We start from the raw sequence: 23146 nt of genomic DNA on the forward strand, positions 1-23146 counted from the left end.
ACGGCCGGAGCCGGCCGGGTGAGTGACGGCATTGTCTTCGACCGCGCGCTCGGCCGCCGGCGCCTGACGCGGGCGCTCGCGGCCGGCTATCCCGACTTCCTGCTGGAGCGCGCGACGCAGGATCTGGAGGAGCGGCTGGCGGCCGTCCTCCGGCAGTTCGGCGACGCGGCCGACCTCGGCTCGTCGCTGCCGCTGGCCGTGCCGGTGCTGCGGGGCAAGGCTGCACGCGTGCTGCATATGGCGGAGGCGCCGGGCGGCCGGACCGATCTGGTGGGCGATCTGGAGAGACTGCCCTTCGCTGCGGCCAGCCTCGATCTCGCTTCGTCCCTGCTCGCCCTGCAGGGCGTCAACGACCTGCCCGGCGCACTGATCCAGATCCGCCGCGCCTTGCGGCCGGACGGGCTGTTCATCGGCTGCCTGCTCGGCGGGCGCACGCTGAGCGAACTGCGGCAGGTGCTGCTGGAGGCGGAGGCCGAGACCTCGGGCGGCGCCAGCCCCCGGATCGCGCCCTTTGCGGATTTGCGCGATCTCGGCAGCCTGCTGCAGCGGGCGGGCTTCGCACTGCCGGTCGTCGACAGTGAGGTCGTGACCGTGCGCTATCGCGATCTGTTCGGGCTGCTGCGCGACCTGCGGGCGTTGGGCTGGGGCAATGCCCTGACGGCCCGGCGAAGGACGGGCTTGCGCCGCGATACGCTGATGCGGGCGGCCGCGCTCTATGCCGAGCGTTTCGCGGACCCCGATGGAAAGCTTCGCGCGACCTTCGAGATCGTCTGGCTCTCGGGCTGGGCACCCCATGAAAGCCAGCAGAAGCCGCTCAGGCCTGGCTCGGCCAAGGCGCGTCTGGCGGATGCGCTCGGCGTGCCCGAGATCGGGACGGGCGACAAGGCGGGCCGACCATGAGTGTGGGCACGCCCTTCCCGTCATGGTCGGGCTTGTCCCGACTATCCACGTCTTTCTCCGGAGAGGGCGGTGTTCAAGACGTGGATTCACGCCACAAGGGCGAGAATGACGGACTTCGGAGCTGTTAGGAGGAGCCGGGCGATGAGCGGCAGACAGGAACGCCTCGAGCGCGCCGCCTTCGGCGTCTTCCGTCCGGTCCCGACGCGCTGGCACGACAATGACGTCTACGGCCACGTCAACAATGTCGTCTATTACGCCTGGTTCGACACCGCCGTGAACGCCTGGCTGGTCGAGCACGGCTTCCTCGACATCGCCGGCAGCGCAACGGTCGGGCTCGTGGTCGAGACGACCTGCACCTATTTCGAGAGCGTGGCCTTTCCGGAGACCGTCGAACTCGGCCTCGGCGTCGAGCGGCTGGGCACCAGCTCGGTGACCTACCGCATCGGGGTCTTCCGGCAGGACTCGCGGCTGGCGGCGGCGCAGGGCCGCTTCACCCATGTCTATGTCGATCGCGCGACGCAGCGCCCGGTGCCGATTCCGGCCGATCTGCGCGTGGCGCTCGAAGCCCTCACATCGTCAGGCGGATCTGGCTGATCTCGCGGGCGATCTGCTGGAAGATGGGGCCGAGCTGCGACGCATTGGAGACCTCGTAATACATCGAGGTCTCGCTGGCGCAGCCGCGCAGCAGGCTGCTGTTCCCGTCGATGACGCGGATCGAGTAGACCCGGATCCCCGCCGTCTTGGCGCTGGCGCAGGCGGCGGCCGTGCGCTGGTCCATCGTCGTCTGGCTGTCGCCGAAGCGGTTCTGCGTGTTGTCGCCGTCGGTGAGCAGGATCATGTACTTTGTCAGGCGCGGGGTGCTCGTGGCGGCGGCTTCCGGCAGGGGGGCGCCCTGGCTCAGGCTGGCCATGCCCCAGGCGGCGCCGATGGTGACGTTGGTGTTGCCGACCGGCGTCATGGCGTTGACGGTGCTTTCCAGCGCGGTCCAGTCGCTGGTCAGCGGGCGCATGGGCGTCAGGGTCGACTGGGCGCAGAAATCGGCCGGATAGAGCGTGGCGTTGACGCCCGCAACCGCGTTCGCATCGCTCACATCGTTGGGCTTGTCGCGGTCGCTGATGCAGCCCTGCCAGGTCGCCTTGGTGATGGTTTCGGTTGTCCGGCTGCGGCCGCTGCCGATGGTGCGGGTCTGGTCGTAGCGCAGCCAGGGCGCGTCCTTGTAGCTCGTCGGCAGGCGCACCTGGGTGGCGAAGGGAACGACCGAGATGCGAATCTGGTCGGTGGCGGTCGAAGCGTCCTTCATGATCTTCAGGAGATCGAGCGAGGCCTTCTTCAGCTCGGTCATCTTGTTCGACGCCGCCATCGAGCCGGTGTTGTCGAGGACCAACGCGAGTTCGATGGTGTTCGTGCCCCAGGCTGACTGAGCCGAGGAGGCGACGGCGACCGTGTCGAAGCCCATGACGCGGGCGAGGCTCGTCTCGACGGTGCCGTTGGCGGTGACGTTCACGGTGCGGGCCGTGCGGTCGATGGTGACCGTGTAGCCGTCGAGCGTGGCGCTGGTGTTGCCGGAGAAATTGGCCCGGATCAGCGCTTCGGCGCGGGTCCGCAGCTGCGAGTCGGTCATCTTCGAGGCGTCGCGTGCCACCATCAGCGCGGCCGAGTCGACCGCGGCGTTCAGCGTCGTCCGCGCCGAGGCGGCCCGGCCGTAATCGACGACGGCGCCGGCCAGCCCGATCAGCGGCACCGCCGCGAAACCGAACAGAACCGCGACATTGCCGGAGCGGTCCTTCCTGAAACGGGACAAAAGCGACATCGAGATGTTCCTCCGCGGCACGGTGCGCCCCGTGCTGCCCCAATCAGCGCAGGCGGCGTGCCAACCGGGCCGCGCAGAGGCCGATGCGGCGGGAATGCGTTGTCTACGCCCGTCAGTCGGGTTATGCCCCGCGCATCGAAACTGGCCGCGCGGCCGGAACGGCAGGAACCCTCGCCCCGTGATTCCCAACGACATCAAGATCACGCCGCAGCTCGTCGCCGAACACGGCCTGAAGCCCGACGAGTATCAGCGCTTCCTGCATCTGATCGGGCGCGAGCCGACGATCACCGAACTCGGCATCGTCTCGGCGATGTGGAACGAGCACTGCTCGTACAAATCCTCGAAGATCCATCTGAAGACGCTGCCGACCAAGGCGCCCTGGGTCATTCAGGGGCCGGGCGAGAATGCCGGCGTCATCGATATCGGCGACGGTCTCGCCATCGTCTTCAAGATGGAGAGCCACAACCACCCCTCCTTCATCGAGCCCTACCAGGGCGCGACGACGGGTGTCGGCGGCATCCTGCGCGACGTCTTCACCATGGGTGCGCGGCCGATCGCGGTGCTCGATGCGTTGCGCTTCGGCTCGCCGGACCATCCGCGCACGCGCCATCTCGTCTCGGGCGTCGTCGCCGGCGTCGGCGGCTACGGCAATTCCTTCGGCGTGCCCAATGTCGGCGGTCTGACCGGTTTCCACAGCCGCTATGACGGCAATATCCTCGTCAACGCCATGGCGGTGGGCATCGCGCGGGCGGACGAGATCTTCTACGCCAAGGCCTCGGGCGTCGGTAAGGCGATCGTCTATCTCGGATCCAAGACCGGCCGCGACGGCATCCATGGCGCGACCATGGCCTCGGCCGCCTTCGGCGAGGGCGCCGAGGAGAAGCGCCCGACCGTGCAGGTCGGCGATCCCTTCGCGGAGAAGCTCCTGCTCGAGGCCTGCCTCGAGATCATGGCGGCTGGCCATGTCGACGCGATCCAGGACATGGGCGCGGCGGGCCTGACCTGCTCGGCGGTCGAGATGGGTGCCAAGGGCGATCTGGGTGTGGAGCTCAATCTCGATGCCGTGCCCTGCCGTGAGGACGGCATGAGCGCCTATGAGATGATGCTGTCGGAAAGCCAGGAGCGCATGCTCATGGTGATCAAGCCCGGCCATGAGGAGCCGGCCGAGGCGATCTTCCGGAAATGGGGGCTGGACTTCGCCGTCGTCGGCCACACCACCGACGATCTGCGCTTCGTCGTGAAGCACCAGGGCGAGACCATGGCCGATCTCCCGATCAAGGAGCTCGGCGACGAGGCGCCCGAATATGACCGACCCTGGATCGAGACGCCGCCGAAGCAGCGCATCGCGCCCGAGAGCGTCGCGGCGCCGGTCGCGAACGCCCAGGCCCTGCTGAAGCTGATCGGCTCGCCCGACCTCTGCTCTAAGCGCTGGGTCTGGGAGCAGTATGACACGCTGATCCTCGGCAATTCGGTGGTGACGCCGGGCGGCGATGCCGGGCTGATCCGCATCGAGGACGGGCCGAAGGGCCTGGCCATGACCGCCGACGTCACCCCGCGCTATTGCGAGGCCGATCCTTTCGAGGGCGGCAAGCAGGCGGTGGCGGAAGCCTGGCGCAATCTCACCGCGACCGGGGCGACCCCGCTCGCCGTCACCGACAATCTGAACTTCGGCAATCCCGAGCGGCCCGAGGTGATGGGCCAGCTCGTCGGCTGCATCAAGGGCATCGGCGAGGCCTGCCGCGCGCTCGACTTCCCGGTCGTCTCCGGCAATGTCTCGCTCTACAACGAGACCAACGGTGTCTCGATCCTGCCGACCCCGACCATCGGCGGCGTCGGCGTGCTGGCGGACGTGACGAAGCATGCGACCGTCGCCTTCAAGGCGGAGGGCGAGGCGATCCTGCTGATCGGCGAAACCACCGGCTGGCTCGGCCAGAGCGCCTATCTCGCGACGATCTGCGGCCGTGAGGAGGGTGCGCCGCCGCCGGTCGATCTCGCCGTCGAGCGCCGCAATGGCGATGTCGTGCGCGGCCTGATCACGACCGGGCGCGTCAGCGCCTGCCACGACCTGTCCGACGGCGGCCTAGCCGTGGCTCTGGCTGAGATGGCCATGGCGGGCGGCATTGGCGCCACCATCGAAACACTGCCGGCGGGCCCGGCCCATGCCGTGCTCTTCGGCGAGGACCAGGCGCGCTATCTCGTCACCGTGCCGGCCGGCTCTGCCGATGCGGTCCGGGCCGAGATCGCGGCGGCGGGCGTGCCGGTGGCCGTGCTCGGCCGCACGGGCGGAGCGGCGCTGGCGCTGGCGGGCGAGACCCCTGTGGTGGTTTCCGATCTGAAGAGCGCCCATGAGACCTGGCTGCCGGCCTATATGGCCGGCAAGACCGCCTGAGGAGAACCGCCATGGCGATGGATGCCCACGACATCGAGGCGATGATCAAGGCGGCGCTGCCGGATGCGATCGTCGAGATCAAGGATCTCGCCGGCGACGGCGACCATTACGCCGCGACGGTGACCTCGGCCGCCTTCAAGGGCAAGACCCGGGTGCAGCAGCACCAGATGGTCTATGCCGCGCTGCAGGGGAACATGGGCGGGGTCCTGCACGCCCTTGCGCTGACGACCTCGGTTCCCCAGAATTAGGGGAGCTTTTCCGCGGAGGCTGCCATGCCGGCCGATACGCTTTACGAGGACGACATCGTCAGCTGGTCCGAACGCCAGGCTCAAGGCATCCGCGAGCTTGCCCGCACGCGTCCGGAGCTGTCGAATCTGCTCGACTGGGAGAACATCGCCGAGGAGATCGAAACCTTGGGACGCAGCGAGTGGAAGGCTGTCGCCTCAAAACTGCGCGTCGCGCTGGAGCACATCATCAAGGCCTATTGCGATCCCGATGCGCTGTCCTGCCGGGTCTGGGAGGGCGAGACCAACCGCGCGCTTGCCGAGGCGCGCGAGGATTACCGTCCATCGATGCGCCAGCATCTCGACATGGACGCGATCTGGCAGAGCGCCTTCCGCTTCGCGGCCGATACGCTGCGGATCTACGGTGTCCGGATTCCGCCGGGGATCCCTGCGAAAAACCCCTTCGAACTCGACCAGCTTCTGGACGCGGCTTTCGATCATCGCAGCGGCCTCGAAACGCTGCTCGGCAAGTCGTCTTCAAGCCACTGACGCAACATAGGATCACGCTCATGTCCGACACCAACGCCCGCATCGATTCCGAGGTGAAGTCCGCCGATGTGGTGCTCTTCATGAAGGGCACGCCGCAGTTCCCGATGTGCGGTTTCTCGGGGCAGGTCGTGCAGATCCTGTCCTATGTCGGCGTGCCGTTCAAAGGCGTGAACGTGCTCGAGGACCAGGAGATCCGCGAGGGCATCAAGGCCTATTCGAACTGGCCGACGATTCCGCAGCTCTACGTCAAGGGCGAGTTCATCGGCGGCTGCGACATCACCCGCGAGATGTTCCAGGCTGGTGAGCTGCAGGCGCTGCTTGCCGAGAAGGGCATCGCGGTCAAGCAGGCGAGCTGAGTCCCGCCTCCGGCCCGACAAACCGGCGCCCCATTCGCCGTCTTCCGTGCGCGCCGCTCACGGGAGACGCCGATGCCTCGCTTCATTACGACCGCCATCCTCGCCTGCGCCACTGCGGCGCCTTGGCTCACGCCGGCACCGGCGCTTGCCGATTGGGACAAGGCGAGGCTGTCGCGCGAGATCGGCGCGATCGAGCGGGAGGCCAAGGGCCGGCTCGGCGTCGCCCTGCTCGATCTGAAGGACCGCTCGCTCTGGTCGCATCGCGGCAGCGAGCGCTTCCCGATGCAGAGCGTGTTCAAATGGCCGCTCGCCATTGCGGCGCTGCAGGCGGTCGAGGCCGGCAAGCTCAGGCTCGACCAGCCGGTCACGATCAGGCGCAGCGAATTCTCGCTCTATCACAGCCCGCTCGCCAAGGCCTTCAAGGGTGAGGCCAACGCCTATCCGGTGCGGGAGCTGATCGCGCTCGCCGCCGGCGAGAGCGACAACACCGCCGCCGACATCCTGATGCGCGAGATCGGCGGGCCGCAGGCGGTCACCGCCATGCTCAAGGCCGGCGGCATCACCGGTATCTCCGTCGATCGCTATGAGCGGCAGTTCCAGCCCGAGGTGTTCGGCTTGGCCGGCTTCGGCTGGTCGCAGGTGATCGACGAACCGGCCTACCGCGCCAGGCTCTCCGCACTGGATCCGACTAAGCGCAAGGCGGCTCTCCAGGCGGCCCTGAAGGATCCACGCGACAGCGCCACGCCCGAGGCCAGCGTCGCCTTCGTCGAGGCGCAGGCGAAGGGCAACTGGCTGCGCGAGCCGGCGCACAGCGCGCTGATCGACAAGATCACCCTTGAAACGAAGTCGGGTCCCGACCGCATCCGCGCCGGACTGCCGCAAGGCGCGCGCTTCGCCCACAAGACGGGTGCCGGCCTGACGATAGACGGGATCAACCACGCCACCAACGACATCGGGCTCGTCACCCTGCCGAATGGGCGTGTCTTCGCCATCGCGGTCTATCTGGCCGGCTCGACGACGGATGCAAAGCAGCGCGAGGCGGCCCATGCCGCCGTGGCGCGGCTGGCGGTCTCGGCGCTGCGCTAGGCGCGCTTGGCCAGCCGCTCGGCGATGAAGATGCCGCCGAGCACGAGCAGCAGGGCGACGCCATGATAGAGCGCGAGCTGCTCGCCGAGGATCAGAACGGCGAGGATGGGCGCGAAGACCGGCACGAGATTGACGAAGACGCCGGCGCGTCCCGGGCCGATCAGCTCGACCGAGCGCATGAAGAAGAGCTGCGACAGGATCGACGGGCCGATCGCGACATAGAGCAGGATCAGCCAGCCTTGCGGCGTCTTCACCGTGAAGGCGCCCTGCGCGACCTCAATCGCCAGCAGCGGCAGTGACACCAGGCAGGCCACCATCGCCAGCGCCGAGAAGAAGACGAGGCCGGGCACCTGCGGCCGCGAGCGGATCGCCACCGTGTAGCCCGCATAGAAGGTGCAGGCGACGATCATGAAGAGATCGCCGGGCGCGAAGGCGAATTGCCGGAGTACCGCGAATTCGCCCCGGCTGGCGACGACGGCGACGCCGAGCAGCGTGACGAGGACGCCGAGCGCCTGCACGGGGCCGATCGGCGTGCGATAGGCGATGAAGGCGCCGATCAGCACGAAGACCGGGATCGAGCCCTGGAGAATGCCGATATTGATGGCCGTCGTCGAATAGGCGGCGAGATACATCAGGGCGTTGAAGGCGGTGAAGCCGATGGTGCCCATCGCGACGATGAACTTCCAGTGGGCCTTGAGCACCGGCCAGTGCGCCTTGATCTGATGGCGCAGCAGCACCGGCATGACCGCGCAGACCACGACCCAGCGCAGCGAGGTCAGCGCCATCGGCGAGATGGCGTCGACCGCGAGGCGACCGGCCACCGCATTGCCGCCCCACATCAGGGTCGTCAGGGTCAGCAGCAGATAGGCATTGCCCCAGAGGCGCTGCTTGAGGGTCTGGTTCGCGGGCAAGCGGTCAACCGATCGGGAAACGGGCTCCTGCAATAGCCTTGCGCGCGGTTCGCGTCATGTGGGATGAGGCGCAGTGGCGCCCGGCGCCCGGCGCATCCCTCACCCACAGTCACCCGCGGCCTCTCCCATGCTCGATGTCGTCCGACGCCCGCTCCGCCTGCTCTTCGTGGACGGCAACACCCGCGCCCAGCGCGAGAGCCACGCCGCCGGCTATGGCGCCCAGCCGGCCGAAGCCTATGCCGCCGAGGTCGCCGCGATCGAGCCCGGCGTGGTGACCGACATCTGCCTGCCGGCCGATGAGGGCGCCAATCTGCCGGACGGGGCGGGCTTGCAATCCTATGACGGCATCGTCCTCACCGGCTCGGCCCTGCACATTTACGAGCTCGAGCCGGCGGTCACCCGCCAGATCGAGCTGATGCGTGCGATCTATGCCAGCGGCACGCCCTGTTTCGGCTCCTGCTGGGGCATCCAGATGGGCGCGGTCGCGGCCGGCGGCACGGTCACGCGCAACCCGCGCGGGCGCGAGGTCGGCTTCGCCCGGCGGATCACGGTCAACGAGGCCGGCCGCAGCCATCCGCTGCTGGCCGGGCGCCCGGCGGCTTTTGATGCGCCGGCGATCCATCTCGACACGGTGGTGCTGCCGCCCGGCGACACCACCATCCTGGCCTCGAACGCCTATAGCGACGTGCAGGCGGCCGAGATCCGCCATGAGGGCGGCGTGTTCTGGGGCGTGCAGTACCACCCGGAATTTCCGCTGCGCCAGGTCGCTTCGATCCTCGGGCGGATGGTGCCGATCCTGGTGGAGGAGGGCTTCCGGCGCGACGAGGCCGCCGCAGAAACCTGGCTCGCCGAACTGCGCGCGCTCGACGCCGACAGGAGCCGTCAGGACCTCGCCTGGGCGCATGGACTCGACGCCGAAGTGCTGGACGACACCCGCCGCGTCACCGAGCTGCGCAACTTCCTGGACCACCGCGTCAAGCCGCAGGCGAGCGTGCGCGGACGGGCCTGATCGACCCTGCTGGCGGGCCGGCTGGCCGCTGGATGTCGCTGAAAACGTGGACGTATCGCGTCCAAGTTGCATAATGCTTGGGCAATTCCTCTTTTGAGTTAATCGAATTTTAAACGCTGAGGGCGGAAATCGGGGGTGTTATGACGTTGGGAAAGGTCTTTGGCTTTCTCTTCGTCAGAGCGCTCGCAGTCTCCCGATGTCATTTCAGACGGCACCTTCAACGTGTCGTTGCTGGGGCCCGAAGTCGTTGAAATCTATCCGCACCAAAATCATTGCGATCCTGGCGATCATCTCGCTGGGCGCCATCATCTCGTCGGCCCTCGGCCTCTGGGCTCTCTCGCGCTCCAATGACCTCAACGAGCGTTCGGCGAACCTCTCCGACGTCACGCTCACCACCGACAAGATCAACGGTCACGTCCTCGGCGTCGTCATGGACGCACGCGGCATCTACATGTCGAAGGATGCGGCTGCGGCGGAGCCCTTCGCCAAGGGCATGGAAGCGCGCTTCCCGCAGATGCGGACCCTGGCTGCCGATCTGACCCGGACCGCGCCCGAGGCCGAGCGCGCCCAGACCCGCGCCATCGAGAAGGCCATCGCGGACTTCATCACCTTCCGCTCGGAGACGATCAAGCTGGCGCGCGAGGTCTCGATTGCGGCGGCCAATGTCCAGGGCAACAACGACGCCAACCGCGCCAACCGCAAGGCTCTCAACGACCTTCTCGTCGATTTCGCCAAGACGACCGACACCGCCAGCGATGCGCTCCAGAGCGAGGCGGCGAGCTTCACCCGGATGGCGCAGACCGGCCTGCCGATCGTGCTCGGCGTCACCTTGCTGGGTTCTCTGCTGATCGCGCTGTTCTTCGCCCAGCGCTCGCTGACCCGGCCGATCCTCGACCTCAGCGGCGTGATGGAGTCCCTGACCCGCGGCGATCTCAAGGTGACCGTGCCGCATCTCGGCCGGCAGGACGAGATCGGCACGATGGCCAAGGCCGTCTCCGTGCTTCGCGAAAGCTCCGAACAGGTCGCGGTCCTGCAGCAGCAGGAGCAGGCGGCCGCGGCGGCGCGCCTGGCCCGCGCGCAGTCGATGGAAGCCGTCGTGACCGATGTCGGCGAGGTTGTCGCCGCGGCGGCGGCGGGCGATTTCTCGGCGCGGCTGCAGATCGACCAGGCCGACGAGCAGATGCAGAAGCTCGTGGCCGGCATCAACGAGATCAACGCGGTCGTGGACGGCGCCACGAGCGAATTCTCCGAGGCGCTGCAGGCGATCGCCGTCGGCGATCTGACCCATCGCGTCGATACGACCTATCAGGGCCGCTTCGCCGACCTGAAGAACGCGATCAACGAGACGGTCGAGCGGCTGTCCTCGACGGTGAAGACGATCCAGGTGACGTCGGCGGATGTCGGCCTCGCTGCCCGCGAGATCAACATGGGCGCCGACGACCTATCGAAGCGCACCGAGGACCAGGCCTCGTCGCTCGAGGAGACCGCGGCCACGACCGAGGAACTCGCGGCTTCGGTGAAGGCGACCGCCCAGGCCTCGCGCCAGGCGGCCTCCGTCGCCGACGAGGCGATGAAGGCAGCGCAGACCGGCGGGGCGATCGCGGGCCGGGCGGTCGACGCCATGGCGCGGATCGAGGACGCCTCGCAGAAGATCTCCGACATCATCCGCGTCATCGACGACATCGCCTTCCAGACCAACCTGCTGGCGCTGAACGCGGCAGTGGAAGCGGCCCGCGCCGGCGATGCCGGCAAGGGCTTCGCCGTCGTGGCCTCCGAGGTTCGCACGCTCGCCCAGCGTTCCAGCGAGGCGGCCAAGGACATCTCGGCGCTGATCTCCTCGTCCAACAACGAGGTCGGCGAGGGTGTGAAGCTCGTCCGCCAGGCCGGCGAGCAGCTCAGCCAGATCCTGAGCGCCTCCGAGAAGGTCGCTTCGACCATCGCGGAGATTTCCGCCGCGTCCGGCGAGCAGGCCAGCGGCATCGACGAGATGAGCCAGGCCGTTGCCCATCTCGACGAGATGACCCAGCAGAACGCGGCGCTCTCGGAGCAGAGCGCGGCCTCGGCGGCTTCGCTCTCCAGCCGCATCGGCCAGCTCAACGACCTCGTCGCGGCGTTCAAGACCGGCCCGGACTCCGGCCGCGTGGCGCATGCGGCGCCTGCCGCCCCGGTGGGCGAGCCCGCCCGGCTGCGCCAGCTCGCGGAAGCCGCCTTCGCCGACGCCCGCCCCGCGCCACGCCACGCCCCGGCACCTGCGCCGCGCGCGCCGGCCAAGAAGGTCGCCAACAGCCGCACCGGCGATTCCGGCTGGGAAGAGTTCTGAGCGCGACCGTCGCCTCTCAGCCACTGCAGCATCGTGACGCCCGGGCCGCTCGTCGGCCCGGGCGCTTCCGTTTCGAGGCCCCGTCCGGCGGTTCGCGGCGTCACCTCGCGGATGCTGGCAGCGCACAGTGCACGCGCTGACCCAGCTGGGATTCAACCGTGGCGAGCGCAAGATAAGGATTGATCGAAATCGTTCAATTTGAATGGTTTAGGTGATATATAACGTCTTCTTTACGTTAGGTCATTACGACTCGGGGTGCTGCCAAGGAGCCCCCCGATGCCTAACGCCCTCAGCCTACGGACCAAGGCCGTCGCCGCGGTCAGCTTTCTCGTCGTTCTCTGTGTCTTCGTCATCGCCGTCTTCGCCCATTTCGCGCTCGAGGGCGACGCCAGGGAGGGCATGAGGGACAGCACCCGCCAGGCCCAGATCCGGGCGGAAGACGTCGTCAGCAAGATCGAACAGCGCATCAAGACCTATGCGTCGATCTTCGCCTCGCATCCCGAGGTGATCCAGTCGCTCGAGGCTGGCGACAGGGCGATGATGCAGGAGGTGCTGGGCCGGCTGTTCCAGCAACTGCGGACGCAGGACCCGGTCGTCGGCACCTTCGAGGTGACCGATGCCGCCGGCATCGTCCAGCTTCGGGCGCATGAGCCCGCCAAGCATGGGGACAACAAGGCCAAGGACCCGCTCGTCTCGCAGGCGCTCTCCGGGACGGCCGGCAGCGGGCTCACCGTCTCGCAGAGTTCGGGGGAAGTCTCCGTCGATGCCGTCCAGCCCGTGCTCGGCAAGGGCAACCGGCTGGGGACGATCAAGATCGGCTCGCGCTACCGGACGGAAACCGCCGCCGAGATCAAGAAGCTCAGCGGCGCCGATGTCGTGTTCGCCTATCGCGGCAAGCCGCTGGCCTCGACCGTCGCGGGCCTCCAGCAACTCCCGGCCCTGCCGGAGCGCCAGGGTGAGGCCATCGAGGTGTCGCTGGGCTCCGTGCCCTACACGGTCGCGGCGTTGTCCCTGCGCACGCTGGGCGGCGAGCCGGTCCAGATCGTCACGCTGCGCGACGACCGCCCGGACCATGAGCAGCTGCGGTCCTTCGAACGCTCGCTCGGTCTCAAGGCCCTGGCTTTCCTGGTGCTGATGCTGCCGCTCGTCATGATCGTCGTCAGCCGCAACGTCCGCACGATCCAGGACCTGACGAAGACGACCGATCGTCTCGCCAGCGGGGATCTGGAAACACCGATCCCGCATGCCGATCGGCAGGACGAGATCGGCACGATGGCGAAGGCGCTGCAGGTGTTCCGCGAGAACCTCGTCAAGGTGCGGGCGCTGGAGGAGCAGGAGCGCGCGGCAGCCGAGCGGCGCCTCGCCCGCGCCCAGTCGATGGAGGCTGTGGTCTCGGATGTCGGCGAGGTGGTGGCTGCGGCGGCGGCGGGTGATTTCTCGGCGCGGCTGCAGATCGACCAGGCCGACGAGCAGATGCAGAAGCTCGTCGCCGGCATCAACGAGATCAACGCGGTGGTGGATTCCGCCACCAGCGAGTTCGCCCGCACGCTCTCGGCGGTCGCCGCCGGCGACCTGACGGTGCGGGTCGATGCCGCCTATCGCGGCAAGTTCGCCGAGCTGAAGGGCGCCATCAACGAGACGGTCGATCGCCTCTCGGCCACGGTGAAGACGATCCAGCTGACCTCGTCGGAGGTCGGTCTGGCCGCCCGCGAGATCAACATGGGCGCGGATGATCTCTCCAAGCGGACGGAAGAGCAGGCCTCCTCGCTGGAGGAGACTGCCGCGACCACCGAAGAGCTCGCGGCCTCGGTGAAGGCCTCGGCCCAGGCCTCGCGCCAGGCGGCCTCGATCGCGAACGAAGCCATGGAGGCGGCCCAGACCGGCGGCACCATTGCTGGCCAGGCGGTGGACGCCATGGCCCGGATCGAGGATGCCTCGACCAAGATCTCCGACATCATCCGGGTCATCGACGACATCGCCTTCCAGACCAACCTGCTGGCGCTCAACGCGGCGGTGGAAGCGGCCCGCGCCGGCGATGCCGGCAAGGGCTTCGCGGTGGTGGCCTCGGAAGTCCGCACGCTCGCCCAGCGTTCCAGCGAGGCGGCCAAGGACATCTCGGCGCTGATCTCCTCCTCCAACAGCGAGGTCGGCGAGGGCGTCAAGCTCGTCCGTCAGGCCGGCGAGCAGCTCAGCCAGATCCTCTCCGCCTCGAAGAAGGTCGCCGCCACCATCGCCGACATCTCGGCGGCGTCGGGCGAACAAGCCAACGGCATCGACGAAATGAGCCAGGCTGTGGCCCATCTCGACGAGATGACCCAGCAGAACGCGGCACTTGCCGAGCAGAGCGCGGCCTCGGCCGGCTCGCTCTCCAACCGCATCGGCCAGCTCAACGACCTCGTGGCGGCGTTCAGGACCGGGCCCGACGGCGCTTCCGCCAGCCATGGCACGATGTCGGCCTCGACCGAGCCCGCCCGGCTGCGCCAACTCGCGGAGACAGCCTTCGCACGAGCCCCGGCCCGGACCGCGGCGCCGCGGCCTGCGCCCGCCAAGGCCGCCGCTCCCGCGCTGGCCCCGGCCAGGAAGGTCGCCAACAGCCGCGCCGGCGACTCCGGCTGGGAAGAGTTCTGAGCGCCACACACCGCTGCGAACCAAGCAAGGCCCTGCCATCCGGCAGGGCCTTTTTTCGTTGGGGCGGGCCCGTCCCGGCCGTCTCCTGCAAGTGGAGGACGACAGGGCGACGGCGATGGGCGAGTTGATCCCGCGACATGGGCGCGTCCGCCAGTCCGGCCCAATTCCGCCTTGGCCCCGCCGAATTCGGACGCGCCATATCACGGCCACGTGATGACTATGGGGATAGCAGACCATGATGACCCGCCTCGCCGCAGCCCTCGTCCTCGCTCCCGGCTTCGCCGGCGCGGCCGAGATCGAGCTCGCCACCCGGATCGACCGGGTCACGGTCTATCCGGATGGGGCCGTGGTGACGCGGCTGGGCAAGGCCGAGCTGATGCAGGGCGCCTCGCAGATCGTGCTGCGCGGGCTGCCCGCGACGATCGACCCGGCCTCGATCCGCGTCGAGGGACGCGGCAGCGCCGGCTTCTCGGTCGGGGCCGTCGATGTCCGCCTGGCGCCGGGCGAGGCGCGGCCCGTGCTCGACACGGTGATCGAGGGCAAGCTCAAGACCCTGCGCGAGGAGAAGGAGACCCTGGCCGGACGGATCGCCGCGATCGAGGCCAAGCGCGCGACGATCGAGCGCTTCGGCCAGACCGGGCCGGACAAGCTCGGCCCGGACGGCAAGGCCCTGGCCGTGGCGGACTGGCCGGCAGTGTTCGAGGCCATCGGCACCGCGCTGGTCAAGGTGCATGAGGAATTGCGCGGCGTGCGTGCGCGGGCCGCCGATGTCGAAGGCGAGATCGCGGCGCTGGAGCGGGCCAAGCCGCAGCCGGGCCGGCCCGGCGCGCCCAGGCGCGACGTCGCCATCGCGGTCGAGGTGCCGGCGCCGCTGGCGGCGGAGTTTTCGGTCAGCTACCGCGTTACGGGTGCGAACTGGACGCCGCAATACGAGGCGCGGCTCTTAACGGCGGGCGCGGGCGGCAAGCCGGGGATCGACCTGGTCCGCCGCGCGGAGCTGCGCCAGCGCACGGGCGAGGACTGGAGCGATGTGGCGCTGACGCTGTCGACGACGCGCTCAGCCGGCGGCACCCGCGCGCCCGATCTGACGCCGGTACAGGTGATGTTCTTCGAGCCGCCGGTGCTCTACGAGGCGCGGCGCGCCACGGCGCCGGCCCCGATGGCCGCCGCAAGGGCAAAGGCGGAGGCGGACGCCCAGGCCGAGGCCTCGCAGCGCGCGGTGGCCGCGCCCGCTCCCGTTGCCGCCGAGGCCCAGACCGCGACGGTCGAGGCGGGGGCCTATCAGGCGAGCTTCCAGGTGCCCGGGCGCGCCACGATCCCGCAGGACGGCTCCTCCAAGACCGTTCTGCTCAGCCAGGCAAAGGCCGAGCCGGCGCTGACGGCGCGGATCGTGCCCGAGCTGGAGGATAAGGCCTATCTCGAGGCGAGCTTCGTGCATGAGGAGGCGGCACCGCTGCTGCCGGGCATGGTCGCCCTGCATCGCGACGGCAGCTATATCGGGCGCGGGCGGATCGGGCTGGTGGCGCCGGGCGACAAGGTCGAGCTCGGCTTTGGCGCCGATGACAAGCTCAAGGTCACGCGCGCACCGGTGCGCCGCCGCGAGAACGAACCGAACTGGCTCGGCCAGAGCCGCACCGATCTGCGCGAGTTCCGCACGGTGGTGAAGAGCCTGCACGCCCAGCCGGTGAAGGTGACGGTGACCGAGCGGATTCCGTTCTCCGAAAGCAGCGCGATCACGGTAGAAAGCCTGCCGGCGCAGACGACGCCGCCGACGGAGAAGCAGGTCGGCGACAAGCGTGGCGTCTCGGCCTGGACCTTCGATCTCGCGCCCGGCGCGGAGAAGGAGATCAAGGTCGCCTACCGGATCAAATGGCCTGGTGACCGCGAGGTCACCTATGCCCCGCAGCCGGGACCGGGTCCCGGGCCGCAGCCGATGCCGCGGCCGCTGAACTGAGGAGGCGGGAGCCCCCCGTCATTCTCGGGCGAAGCGCAGCGCAGACCCGAGAATCTCATTCCGAAAGAGGCTCGGGCTTCGCGTCACGAGATGCTCGGGTCAAGCCCGAGCATGACGGCTGTGGCCCTCACACCGCCATCGCCAGCTCGCGCCCGCGGCCCAGCCGCGTCATCCAGTCGGTGTATTGCGGCTGGACCTTGAGCTGGTGGCCGTAATGGCGGCGCAGGCCTTCCGTCAGGCGCCCGCCCAGCCCGAGCTGCTCGTCGGCAAAACCGATCATCACCGAGTTCGGCCAGGCCTGCGGGCGCACGGCGCGCAGGCGCTCGAAGAGTTCGTCCTCGCTCGCGTCGGGATCGTTCTGCGCCATTAGCATCAGCATCGCCGCGGTCGAGCGCGAGATGCCCATATGGCAGTGGACGAGGAGATGGCCCTCGACCCGCTCGCTCACGCCCTCGCGCAGCCCTTCGCCGAATTGCAGGATCTGCTCGACATGGCGCGGCTGAGGCGGGGTCATCCCCTGCGACGGGCCGAGGATGTCGTGAAAGCGCAGCGTCACGCGATGGTGCTCGCCATAGGTCCCGAAGGTGTCGATCTCCGGCAGGCCGGGGTCGAGCAGCGACAGCACGTGGGTGACGCGGCGGATGCTATGGGCGGGCAGTTCCTCGATGCCGCAGATGGTGAGCGTCGAGATGGCGAGCGATTGCATGGTGGTGACCCGGGGGTTGGCAGGCGAAGACGACCGCTTAAGGCGCCTGGCCGGAACGGCGCAACCGACGCGAATGGAGGGGAGCCCTGCAAACGACCGCGCGCAGCGGCCGTAACGTTGTCATCCCGGGTCTCCCTTCGGTCGCCCGGGATGACCCGCCCTTTTGCGGGCAAAAGGGCGGGTCTGGTGGTGCGGGCAGGCGACCTTAGGCCGCCGCTGCCTGCTGCTCCATGCCGAGCTCTTCGCCCACGACATTGACCCAGTAGCGGATGCCGTCGGGGATGATGGCGTCGTTGAAGTCGTAGAGCGGGGTGTGCAGGCCCTTGAAGGAGCCGTCCGCCTCGACGCCGTTGCCGATGCGCATGAAGGCGCCGGGCTTGATCAGCATCATCTCGGCGAAGTCCTCGCCGCCCGTGCCGGGGCGCAGCTTGCCGTCGACCTTGGCCGAGCCGACCGAAGCCGAGGCGGCGGCGACCGCGACCGCGACCTGCTCGGCCTTGTTGATCAGCGGGCTGGTGCCGCGGTGATAGGTGGCTTCCGCCCTGCAGCCCCAGGCGAGCGCGGTGGCGGCGGCGAGTTCGCCGATGCGCCGCTCGATCGTGTCGCGGATCTCGGCGGAATAGGTGCGCGCCGTGCCGCCGAGCACCAGCTCGGAGGGGATGACATTGGACGCGTTGACGTCGCCGCCATGGATATAGCCGACGCTGATCACGGCGGTGTCGAGCGGCGGCACGTTGCGGCCGACGATGCCCTGCAGCCCGAGCACGAACTGCGCCTGCGCATAGGTGATGTCGGTCGAGAGATGCGGCTGCGAGCCGCCATGGCCGCCGACGCCGCGGAAGACGACCTCCCAGCTGTCGGCCGAGGCGAGGAACGGGCCGACCGCCGTGCCGAAATGCGAGGCCGGCAGGCCCGGCGTGTTGTGCAGGCCGTAGATCGCGTCGCAGGGGAAGCGCTCGAACAGGCCGTCGGCCAGCATGGCATTGGCGCCGCCGCGACCTTCCTCGGCCGGCTGGAAGATCAGGATGCAGGTGCCGGCGAAATCGGGGTTCTCGGCGAGGTAGCGCGCGGCGCCGAGCAGCATGGTGGTGTGGCCGTCATGGCCGCAGGCGTGCATCTTGCCGGGGTGCTGCGAGGCGTAAGCCAGGCCGGTCTGCTCCTCCAGCGCCAGGCAGTCCATGTCGGCGCGCAGGCCGACCGCGCGCTGGCCGGCGCGCCTGCCGCGGATGACGCCGACGACGCCGGTGCCGCCGACCCCTTCCGTGACCTCGACGCCCCATTCACGCAGGTTCTTGGCGACAAGCGCCGCGGTGCGCGTCTCCTCGAGGCCGAGTTCAGGATGGGCGTGAATGTCCTGGCGGATCGCGGCGAAGGCCGCATGGTGGCGGTCGAGCCAGGCGTCGAGCGTGTTCGTCATCGGTGTCCTATCCCCTTGGCGCGGGCCTGCATCGGTCCTGCGGGCGACTGCGGGCTCATCTTCTACACCTCCGCGCCGTTGCCGGCCATGCGCGCCAACCTTGACCTCGGCGCGCTCTTGGCTCATGAGGGCGTGCAAGAACCTGCCTTCAAACCCCGGTCTTGCGCCGGGGTTTTTCATGTGCGGCGCTTGCCCGGAACAACACGCGCAAGACTCACTTAAGACAAGCAGGAACCCCTGAACCATGGCAAATGTGGTGGTGGTCGGCGCCCAGTGGGGCGACGAGGGCAAGGGCAAGATCGTCGACTGGCTGTCGAGCCAGGCCGATGTCGTGGTGCGATTCCAGGGCGGGCACAATGCCGGCCACACGCTGGTGATCGACGGCGTCGTCTACAAGCTCTCGCTGCTGCCTTCGGGCATCGTGCGGCCGGGCAAACTCTCGGTCATCGGCAACGGCGTCGTGGTCGATCCCTGGCATCTGGTCGAGGAGATCGCGCGGCTGCAGGCGCAGGGCGTCGCGATTTCACCTGAGAATCTCCGCGTCGCCGACAACGCCACGCTGATCCTGCCGCTGCATCGCGAGCTCGACCATTTCCGCGAGACCGCCAATGCCGGCCTCAAGATCGGCACGACCAAGCGTGGCATCGGCCCGGCCTATGAGGACAAGGTCGGCCGCCGCGCCATCCGCGTCATCGATCTGAAGGACCCCGCGATCCTGGAAGCCAAGATCGAGCGGCTGCTGGCGCATCACAATGCGCTGCGCCGCGGGCTCGGCATCGATCAGGTCAACGGGGCCGAGCTGCTGACCCAGCTCAAGGGGATCGCGCCGAAGATCCTGCCCTTCGCCGACACGGTCTGGGCCCTGCTCGATTCGCAGCGCCGCGCGGGCAAGCGCATCCTGTTCGAGGGTGCGCAGGGCGCGCTGCTCGACGTCGACCATGGCACCTATCCCTTCGTGACCTCCTCCAACATCGTCGCCGGCCAGGCCGCGACCGGCTCGGGGCTCGGCCCCTCGGCGGTCGGCTATGTGCTGGGCATTGCTAAGGCCTATACGACACGCGTCGGCGAGGGCCCTTTCCCGACCGAGCTGTTCGACGAGATCGGCGAGCTGATCGGCCAGAAGGGCAAGGAGTTCGGCGTCGTCACGGGTCGCAAGCGCCGCTGCGGCTGGTTCGATGCCTGCCTGGTTCGGCAGACGGTGAAGACCTCCGGCATCGACGGCATCGCGCTGACCAAGCTCGACATCCTCGACGGCTTCAAGGAGATCAAGGTCTGCATCGGCTACAAGCTCGACGGCGAGATCCTCGAGCATCTGCCGGCCGGTCAGAGCGACCAGGCCCGCGTCGAGCCGGTCTACGAGACGATCGAGGGCTGGGAGGGCTCGACCGCGGGCGCCCGCTCCTGGGCCGATCTCCCGGCGCAGGCGATCAAATATGTCCGCCGCATCGAGGAATTGATCGGTGCCAGCGTCTCGGTGCTGTCGACCAGCCCGGAGCGCGACGACACGATCCTCGTTCACAACCCCTTCGAGGGCTGAGCCGCCGGCCCGGGCGTTTCCGGGCCGGCCGTTCCGTCCGCGGCGACCGGTCGGGGGAAACCTGCCGGCCCGCCAAGGGTTGACGCAGGCCCGCAACAGCGACAAGTGAGGCCAATGGCCGACTTCTATCCCATCCTGGCACGGGCTGTGGCCGGACTGTCCGACGCATCCCCGGCAGCCCGCCAGGCGATCTACGAGCGTGCCAGGGCCGCCCTCGTGGCGCAGCTTCGCAGCCTCGACCCGCCGCTGGGCGAGGCCGAGATCATGCGCGAGCGGCTGTCGCTCGACGAGGCCGTGGCGCGGATCGAAGCCGATTACGACGACACCCCGCCGCCGCCGGGCATCGATTCGCTGCAGCCGCCGCTGGAGACCGTGCCGGTCTTCGAGGAACCGCCGCTGCCGGAGCCGGCCGCTCTGCCGCTGCGCCCGCCGGTGAGTGCTGCCGCGCCGGATACGCTGCCCAAGGACGACCGCTTCGGCGAGACCCGCGGCGAGCCCGCCGAGTCGCAGCCGGTGCGTCCGCGGATCGCGCCGCCACGCGAGAAGCGGGTGAAGCCTGTTCATCTGCGCACGGCTGTCGTGGCGGGTGGCGTCGCCATCGCCGTCGCTGCCATCGCGGTGACCGCCTTTTACGTGAACAAGGTCAAACCGCCCGAGACCGTGCAGCGCCCGCGCAGCGAGGCGCCCGCGCAGCCGGCCCAGCCGGATGCCGCCGGCAAGATCAGCGAGCGCGCCGGCGAGCCCGGCACGCAGGCTCCCACGACGCGGCCTCCGGCGAGCGGCGCCGCGCCCTCTCAGGAGATCGCGGTGGCGCAACGGGCGATCCTCTATACCGAGGACCCCAACAGCCCGCAGGCGCCGCGCGCCGTGAACGGCCGCGTCTTCTGGCGGCTCGACAGCGAGAGCGTCGGACAGGGCCGCCCGGTCGAGACGATCGTGCGTGCCACGGTCGAGATCACCGAGATCGGCCTGACGCTCGACTTCACCGTCCGCCGCAACACCGATTCGGCTTTCCCCGCCTCCCACATCATCGGGTTGCGCTTCTCCAGCACCGGCAATCCGGCGACGGAAGCGGTGCGCGAGGTCGGCGTGCCCCAGTTCAAGACGGAGGAGAGCGAGCGCGGCGCGCCGCTCTCGGCGATCAACTCCGCCCTCGGCGAGAACCTGTTCGTGGCGGCGCTTTCCAACGTCCCGGTCGAGGTCGAGCGCAACATCGAGCTGATCCTGAACCGCAGCTGGATCGACGTGCCGGTCCGCTTCGCCTCAGGCCGCCGCGGCATCATCACCTTCGAGAAGGGCGTGCCGGGCGGCCAGACCCTGGCGGATGCGTTCGGGCGCTGGCGGTAGGGTCTCTGGGATCGTCGGCCATTGTCTCAGCCCTCATCCTGAGGGGCCGCGTGAGCGGCGTCTCGAAGGATGGTCCAGCTGTCTCGCGAGCCTCCTGAAGCATCCTTCGAGACGCGTTCCTGTGGAACGCTCCTCAGGACGAGGGCTCAGGGTAGGCCGCCTCTCAGCTCTTCCGCTCGGCCGCGAACCGCGCCGCCGCGCGCAGCATATCGGCTTCCGGCCCGAAGCCCGCAAGCGCCGCCACAGCGGCCGAGCCGAGGCCGTCGCGCTCGCGCTTGGCGGCGTCGAGCCCGAGCGCCTGCACCAGCGTGCCCTTGCCCTTGTCCTGGTCCTTGGCGGTGGCCTTGCCGAGCTGTTCGGGGCTGGCTTCGACGTCGAGGATGTCGTCTGCGACCTGGAAGGCGGCGCCGAGCGCCCGGCCATAGCCCGCCAGCGCGGCGCGCTGCTCGGCCGAGGCGCCGCCGAGGATCGCGCCCATCTCGACGCTGGCGGCCAGCAGCGCGCCTGTCTTCATCGCCTGGAGTCGGCGGATCTCCGCCTCCGAGAGAGCGGCGGGCTCGCCGCTGCCGAATCGGCCCTCGGCGGCCAGGTCCAGCATCTGCCCGCCGGCCATGCCGCCAAGGCCGGAGGCGCGGGCCAGCGCCAGCACCAGCGCGGCGCGGATCTCGCCCGAGACGTGGGTCGCGGGGTCAGCCAGCACCTCGAAGGCAAAGGTCAACAGCGTGTCGCCTGCGAGGATCGCGCTCGCTTCGTCATAGGCCTTGTGGACCGTCGGGCGGCCGCGGCGGGTGTCGTCGTCATCCATGGCCGGCAGGTCATCATGAACCAGCGAATAGCAGTGGACGAGCTCGACCGCAGCGCCGGCCCGCAGGGCGGCCTCGGGCGCGACGCCGAAGAGGCGGGCGGTCTCGACGGTGAGGAAGGGCCGCAGTCGCTTGCCGCCGCCGAGCGCGCCATGGCGCATGGCTGCGAGCAGGCGGGCGGGGCGGGCTATTTCGCCCTCGCGCGGGCTCTCGCCCAGCAGGTCGTCGAGCAGGGTCTCGATCGCGTCGGCGGTCCAGCCCAGCCGGGCGGCGAGCCCGTCGGCGTCCTCGGGAGCGCGGCGGGTGGGGGCGGAACTCATGCGCGGGCCTCGCGTTCGCTGACCGGCGGGGCTTGCCGGAGAGCGGCCGACCCGTCAAGCCGGAGGCTGGCGCGGAGGCGAGGGGGATGACGGCGATGGCGGGCGAACGGGCGGCAAGGCGGCGAAGCCCTGTCCTGCGCCTGCTGCGGACCCTGTGGTTCGCCCTGCTGGCGCTGCCGGTCCTGCTGCTCGTCGCGATCCTGCTCTACGCCTTCGTGCCCGTGCCCTCGACGCTGATGATCGGGCGCTGGCTGACGCTCCAGCCCGTCGAGCGGCAATGGGTGCCGCTGGCGGAGATTTCGCCGAACCTGATCCGCGCCGTGATCGCGGCCGAGGACCAGCGCTATTGCAGCCATCGCGGCGTCGACTGGGTCGAGCTCAACGCGGTGATGGAGGACGAGGACGGCCCCTCGCGCGGCGCCTCGACGCTCTCCATGCAGACGGCGAAGAACGTCTTTCTCTGGCCGGGCCGCTCCTATGTGCGCAAGGCGCTCGAGATCCCGCTGGCGATGGCGATCGACTTCGCCTGGGGCAAGCCGCGGGTGGTGGAGGTCTATCTCAATGTCGCCGAATGGGGGGAGGGCGTGTTCGGGGCGGAGGCCGCCGCACAACGCCATTTCGGCAAGCCGGCGGCGCGGCTGACGCCTGCCGAGGCGGCGCGGCTGGCCGGTGCCCTGCCCAACCCGCTGCTGCGGGACCCGGCCAAGCCGAACCGGGCCCTGCTCTCGGCGAGCGCGCGGGTGCAGCGCCGCGTCGGCCAGCTCGGCCCGCTGGGCGATTGCGCGGTCCCGGCGTGACGCGGGCTGGCCGGTCCGCGAGTCCGAAAAGCCGGATTCAGCACTAGCCAGCGCGGCCGCCAGCGTGTATGGGCAACGCCTCA

General features: G+C 69.3%; 19 protein-coding genes. 14 read left to right on the forward strand and 5 right to left on the reverse strand.

The genetic code is table 11. From position 1 onward, the window contains the following. Positions 1–18: 18 nt before the first annotated feature. Entirely contained in the window at positions 19–900 is an 882-nt protein-coding gene (locus ABIE41_RS08595; RefSeq protein ID WP_192644038.1) for a methyltransferase domain-containing protein, read from the forward strand. 141 nt (positions 901–1041) lie between these two features. Continuing rightward, positions 1042–1494: an acyl-CoA thioesterase gene (locus ABIE41_RS08600; RefSeq protein WP_192644037.1), complete on the forward strand. Its 453-nt coding sequence runs from the start codon at positions 1042–1044 to the stop codon at positions 1492–1494. On the opposite strand, the gene ABIE41_RS08605 is transcribed toward ABIE41_RS08600, so the two are convergent. Continuing rightward, complete coding sequence (locus tag ABIE41_RS08605) at positions 1469–2710, reverse strand: TadE/TadG family type IV pilus assembly protein (protein ID WP_192644036.1); 1242 nt, start codon at positions 2708–2710, stop codon at positions 1469–1471. The genes ABIE41_RS08600 and ABIE41_RS08605 overlap by 26 nt on opposite strands. A gap of 178 nt (positions 2711–2888) precedes the next feature. Between ABIE41_RS08605 and purL the strand changes: the two genes are divergently transcribed. The 5 genes from purL to bla all read left to right on the forward strand — a co-directional run bounded on the left by purL (position 2889) and on the right by bla (position 7314). Continuing rightward, positions 2889–5099, forward strand: coding sequence for a phosphoribosylformylglycinamidine synthase subunit PurL (gene purL, locus ABIE41_RS08610; RefSeq protein WP_192644035.1), 2211 nt, complete (start codon positions 2889–2891; stop codon positions 5097–5099). Between the two features lie 11 nt (positions 5100–5110). Next, positions 5111–5347: a BolA/IbaG family iron-sulfur metabolism protein gene (locus ABIE41_RS08615; protein ID WP_076438589.1), complete on the forward strand. Its 237-nt coding sequence runs from the start codon at positions 5111–5113 to the stop codon at positions 5345–5347. A gap of 24 nt (positions 5348–5371) precedes the next feature. Next, positions 5372–5872, forward strand: coding sequence for a DUF29 domain-containing protein (locus ABIE41_RS08620; RefSeq protein WP_192644034.1), 501 nt, complete (start codon positions 5372–5374; stop codon positions 5870–5872). Between the two features lie 20 nt (positions 5873–5892). Then, positions 5893–6228 (forward strand): Grx4 family monothiol glutaredoxin, encoded by a 336-nt coding sequence (gene grxD / locus ABIE41_RS08625; RefSeq protein WP_069056507.1) that lies wholly within the window; start codon positions 5893–5895, stop codon positions 6226–6228. Between the two features lie 72 nt (positions 6229–6300). After that, positions 6301–7314 carry a class A beta-lactamase gene (gene bla / locus ABIE41_RS08630; RefSeq protein ID WP_192644033.1) on the forward strand — a complete coding sequence of 338 codons (1014 nt, stop codon included), beginning with the start codon at positions 6301–6303 and terminating at the stop codon, positions 7312–7314. On the opposite strand, the gene ABIE41_RS08635 is transcribed toward bla, so the two are convergent. Beyond that, positions 7311–8225: a DMT family transporter gene (locus ABIE41_RS08635; protein ID WP_192644032.1), complete on the reverse strand. Its 915-nt coding sequence runs from the start codon at positions 8223–8225 to the stop codon at positions 7311–7313. The two genes, bla and ABIE41_RS08635, sit on opposite strands and share 4 nt — an antisense overlap. A gap of 127 nt (positions 8226–8352) precedes the next feature. On the opposite strand from ABIE41_RS08635, the gene ABIE41_RS08640 reads away from it, so the two are divergent. The 4 genes from ABIE41_RS08640 (at position 8353) to ABIE41_RS08655 (ending at position 16136) form a co-directional block, all read left to right on the forward strand. Next, complete coding sequence (locus tag ABIE41_RS08640; protein WP_192644031.1) at positions 8353–9234, forward strand: type 1 glutamine amidotransferase; 882 nt, start codon at positions 8353–8355, stop codon at positions 9232–9234. Positions 9235–9481: 247 nt separating this feature from the next. Beyond that, complete coding sequence (locus tag ABIE41_RS08645) at positions 9482–11554, forward strand: methyl-accepting chemotaxis protein (RefSeq protein ID WP_192644030.1); 2073 nt, start codon at positions 9482–9484, stop codon at positions 11552–11554. Positions 11555–11830: 276 nt separating this feature from the next. Further along, positions 11831–14182 (forward strand): methyl-accepting chemotaxis protein, encoded by a 2352-nt coding sequence (locus ABIE41_RS08650; RefSeq protein WP_192644029.1) that lies wholly within the window; start codon positions 11831–11833, stop codon positions 14180–14182. A gap of 235 nt (positions 14183–14417) precedes the next feature. Beyond that, entirely contained in the window at positions 14418–16136 is a 1719-nt protein-coding gene (locus ABIE41_RS08655; protein WP_192644028.1) for a mucoidy inhibitor MuiA family protein, read from the forward strand. Positions 16137–16263: 127 nt separating this feature from the next. On the opposite strand, the gene ABIE41_RS08660 is transcribed toward ABIE41_RS08655, so the two are convergent. Then, complete coding sequence (locus tag ABIE41_RS08660) at positions 16264–16842, reverse strand: tyrosine phosphatase family protein (protein ID WP_192644027.1); 579 nt, start codon at positions 16840–16842, stop codon at positions 16264–16266. 205 nt (positions 16843–17047) lie between these two features. Further along, complete coding sequence (locus ABIE41_RS08665) at positions 17048–18259, reverse strand: amidohydrolase (RefSeq protein ID WP_192644026.1); 1212 nt, start codon at positions 18257–18259, stop codon at positions 17048–17050. Positions 18260–18503: 244 nt separating this feature from the next. Here ABIE41_RS08665 and ABIE41_RS08670 point away from each other — a divergent pair, with 244 nt between their 5' ends. Beyond that, a complete protein-coding gene (locus ABIE41_RS08670) occupies positions 18504–19796 on the forward strand; it encodes an adenylosuccinate synthase (RefSeq protein ID WP_192644025.1) in 1293 nt (430 codons plus the stop codon). 114 nt (positions 19797–19910) lie between these two features. Then, positions 19911–21143, forward strand: coding sequence for a histidine kinase (locus ABIE41_RS08675; RefSeq protein ID WP_192644024.1), 1233 nt, complete (start codon positions 19911–19913; stop codon positions 21141–21143). A 163-nt stretch (positions 21144–21306) separates the two neighbouring features. Here ABIE41_RS08675 and ABIE41_RS08680 read toward each other — a convergent pair whose 3' ends face one another. Then, positions 21307–22266 carry a polyprenyl synthetase family protein gene (locus ABIE41_RS08680; RefSeq protein WP_192644023.1) on the reverse strand — a complete coding sequence of 320 codons (960 nt, stop codon included), beginning with the start codon at positions 22264–22266 and terminating at the stop codon, positions 21307–21309. A 95-nt stretch (positions 22267–22361) separates the two neighbouring features. Between ABIE41_RS08680 and mtgA the strand changes: the two genes are divergently transcribed. Continuing rightward, positions 22362–23063 carry a monofunctional biosynthetic peptidoglycan transglycosylase gene (mtgA, locus tag ABIE41_RS08685; RefSeq protein ID WP_354191842.1) on the forward strand — a complete coding sequence of 234 codons (702 nt, stop codon included), beginning with the start codon at positions 22362–22364 and terminating at the stop codon, positions 23061–23063. The last annotated feature ends 83 nt before the right edge of the window (positions 23064–23146 follow it).

This window comes from Bosea sp. OAE506 (assembly GCF_040546595.1).
Lineage (GTDB): Bacteria > Pseudomonadota > Alphaproteobacteria > Rhizobiales > Beijerinckiaceae > Allobosea.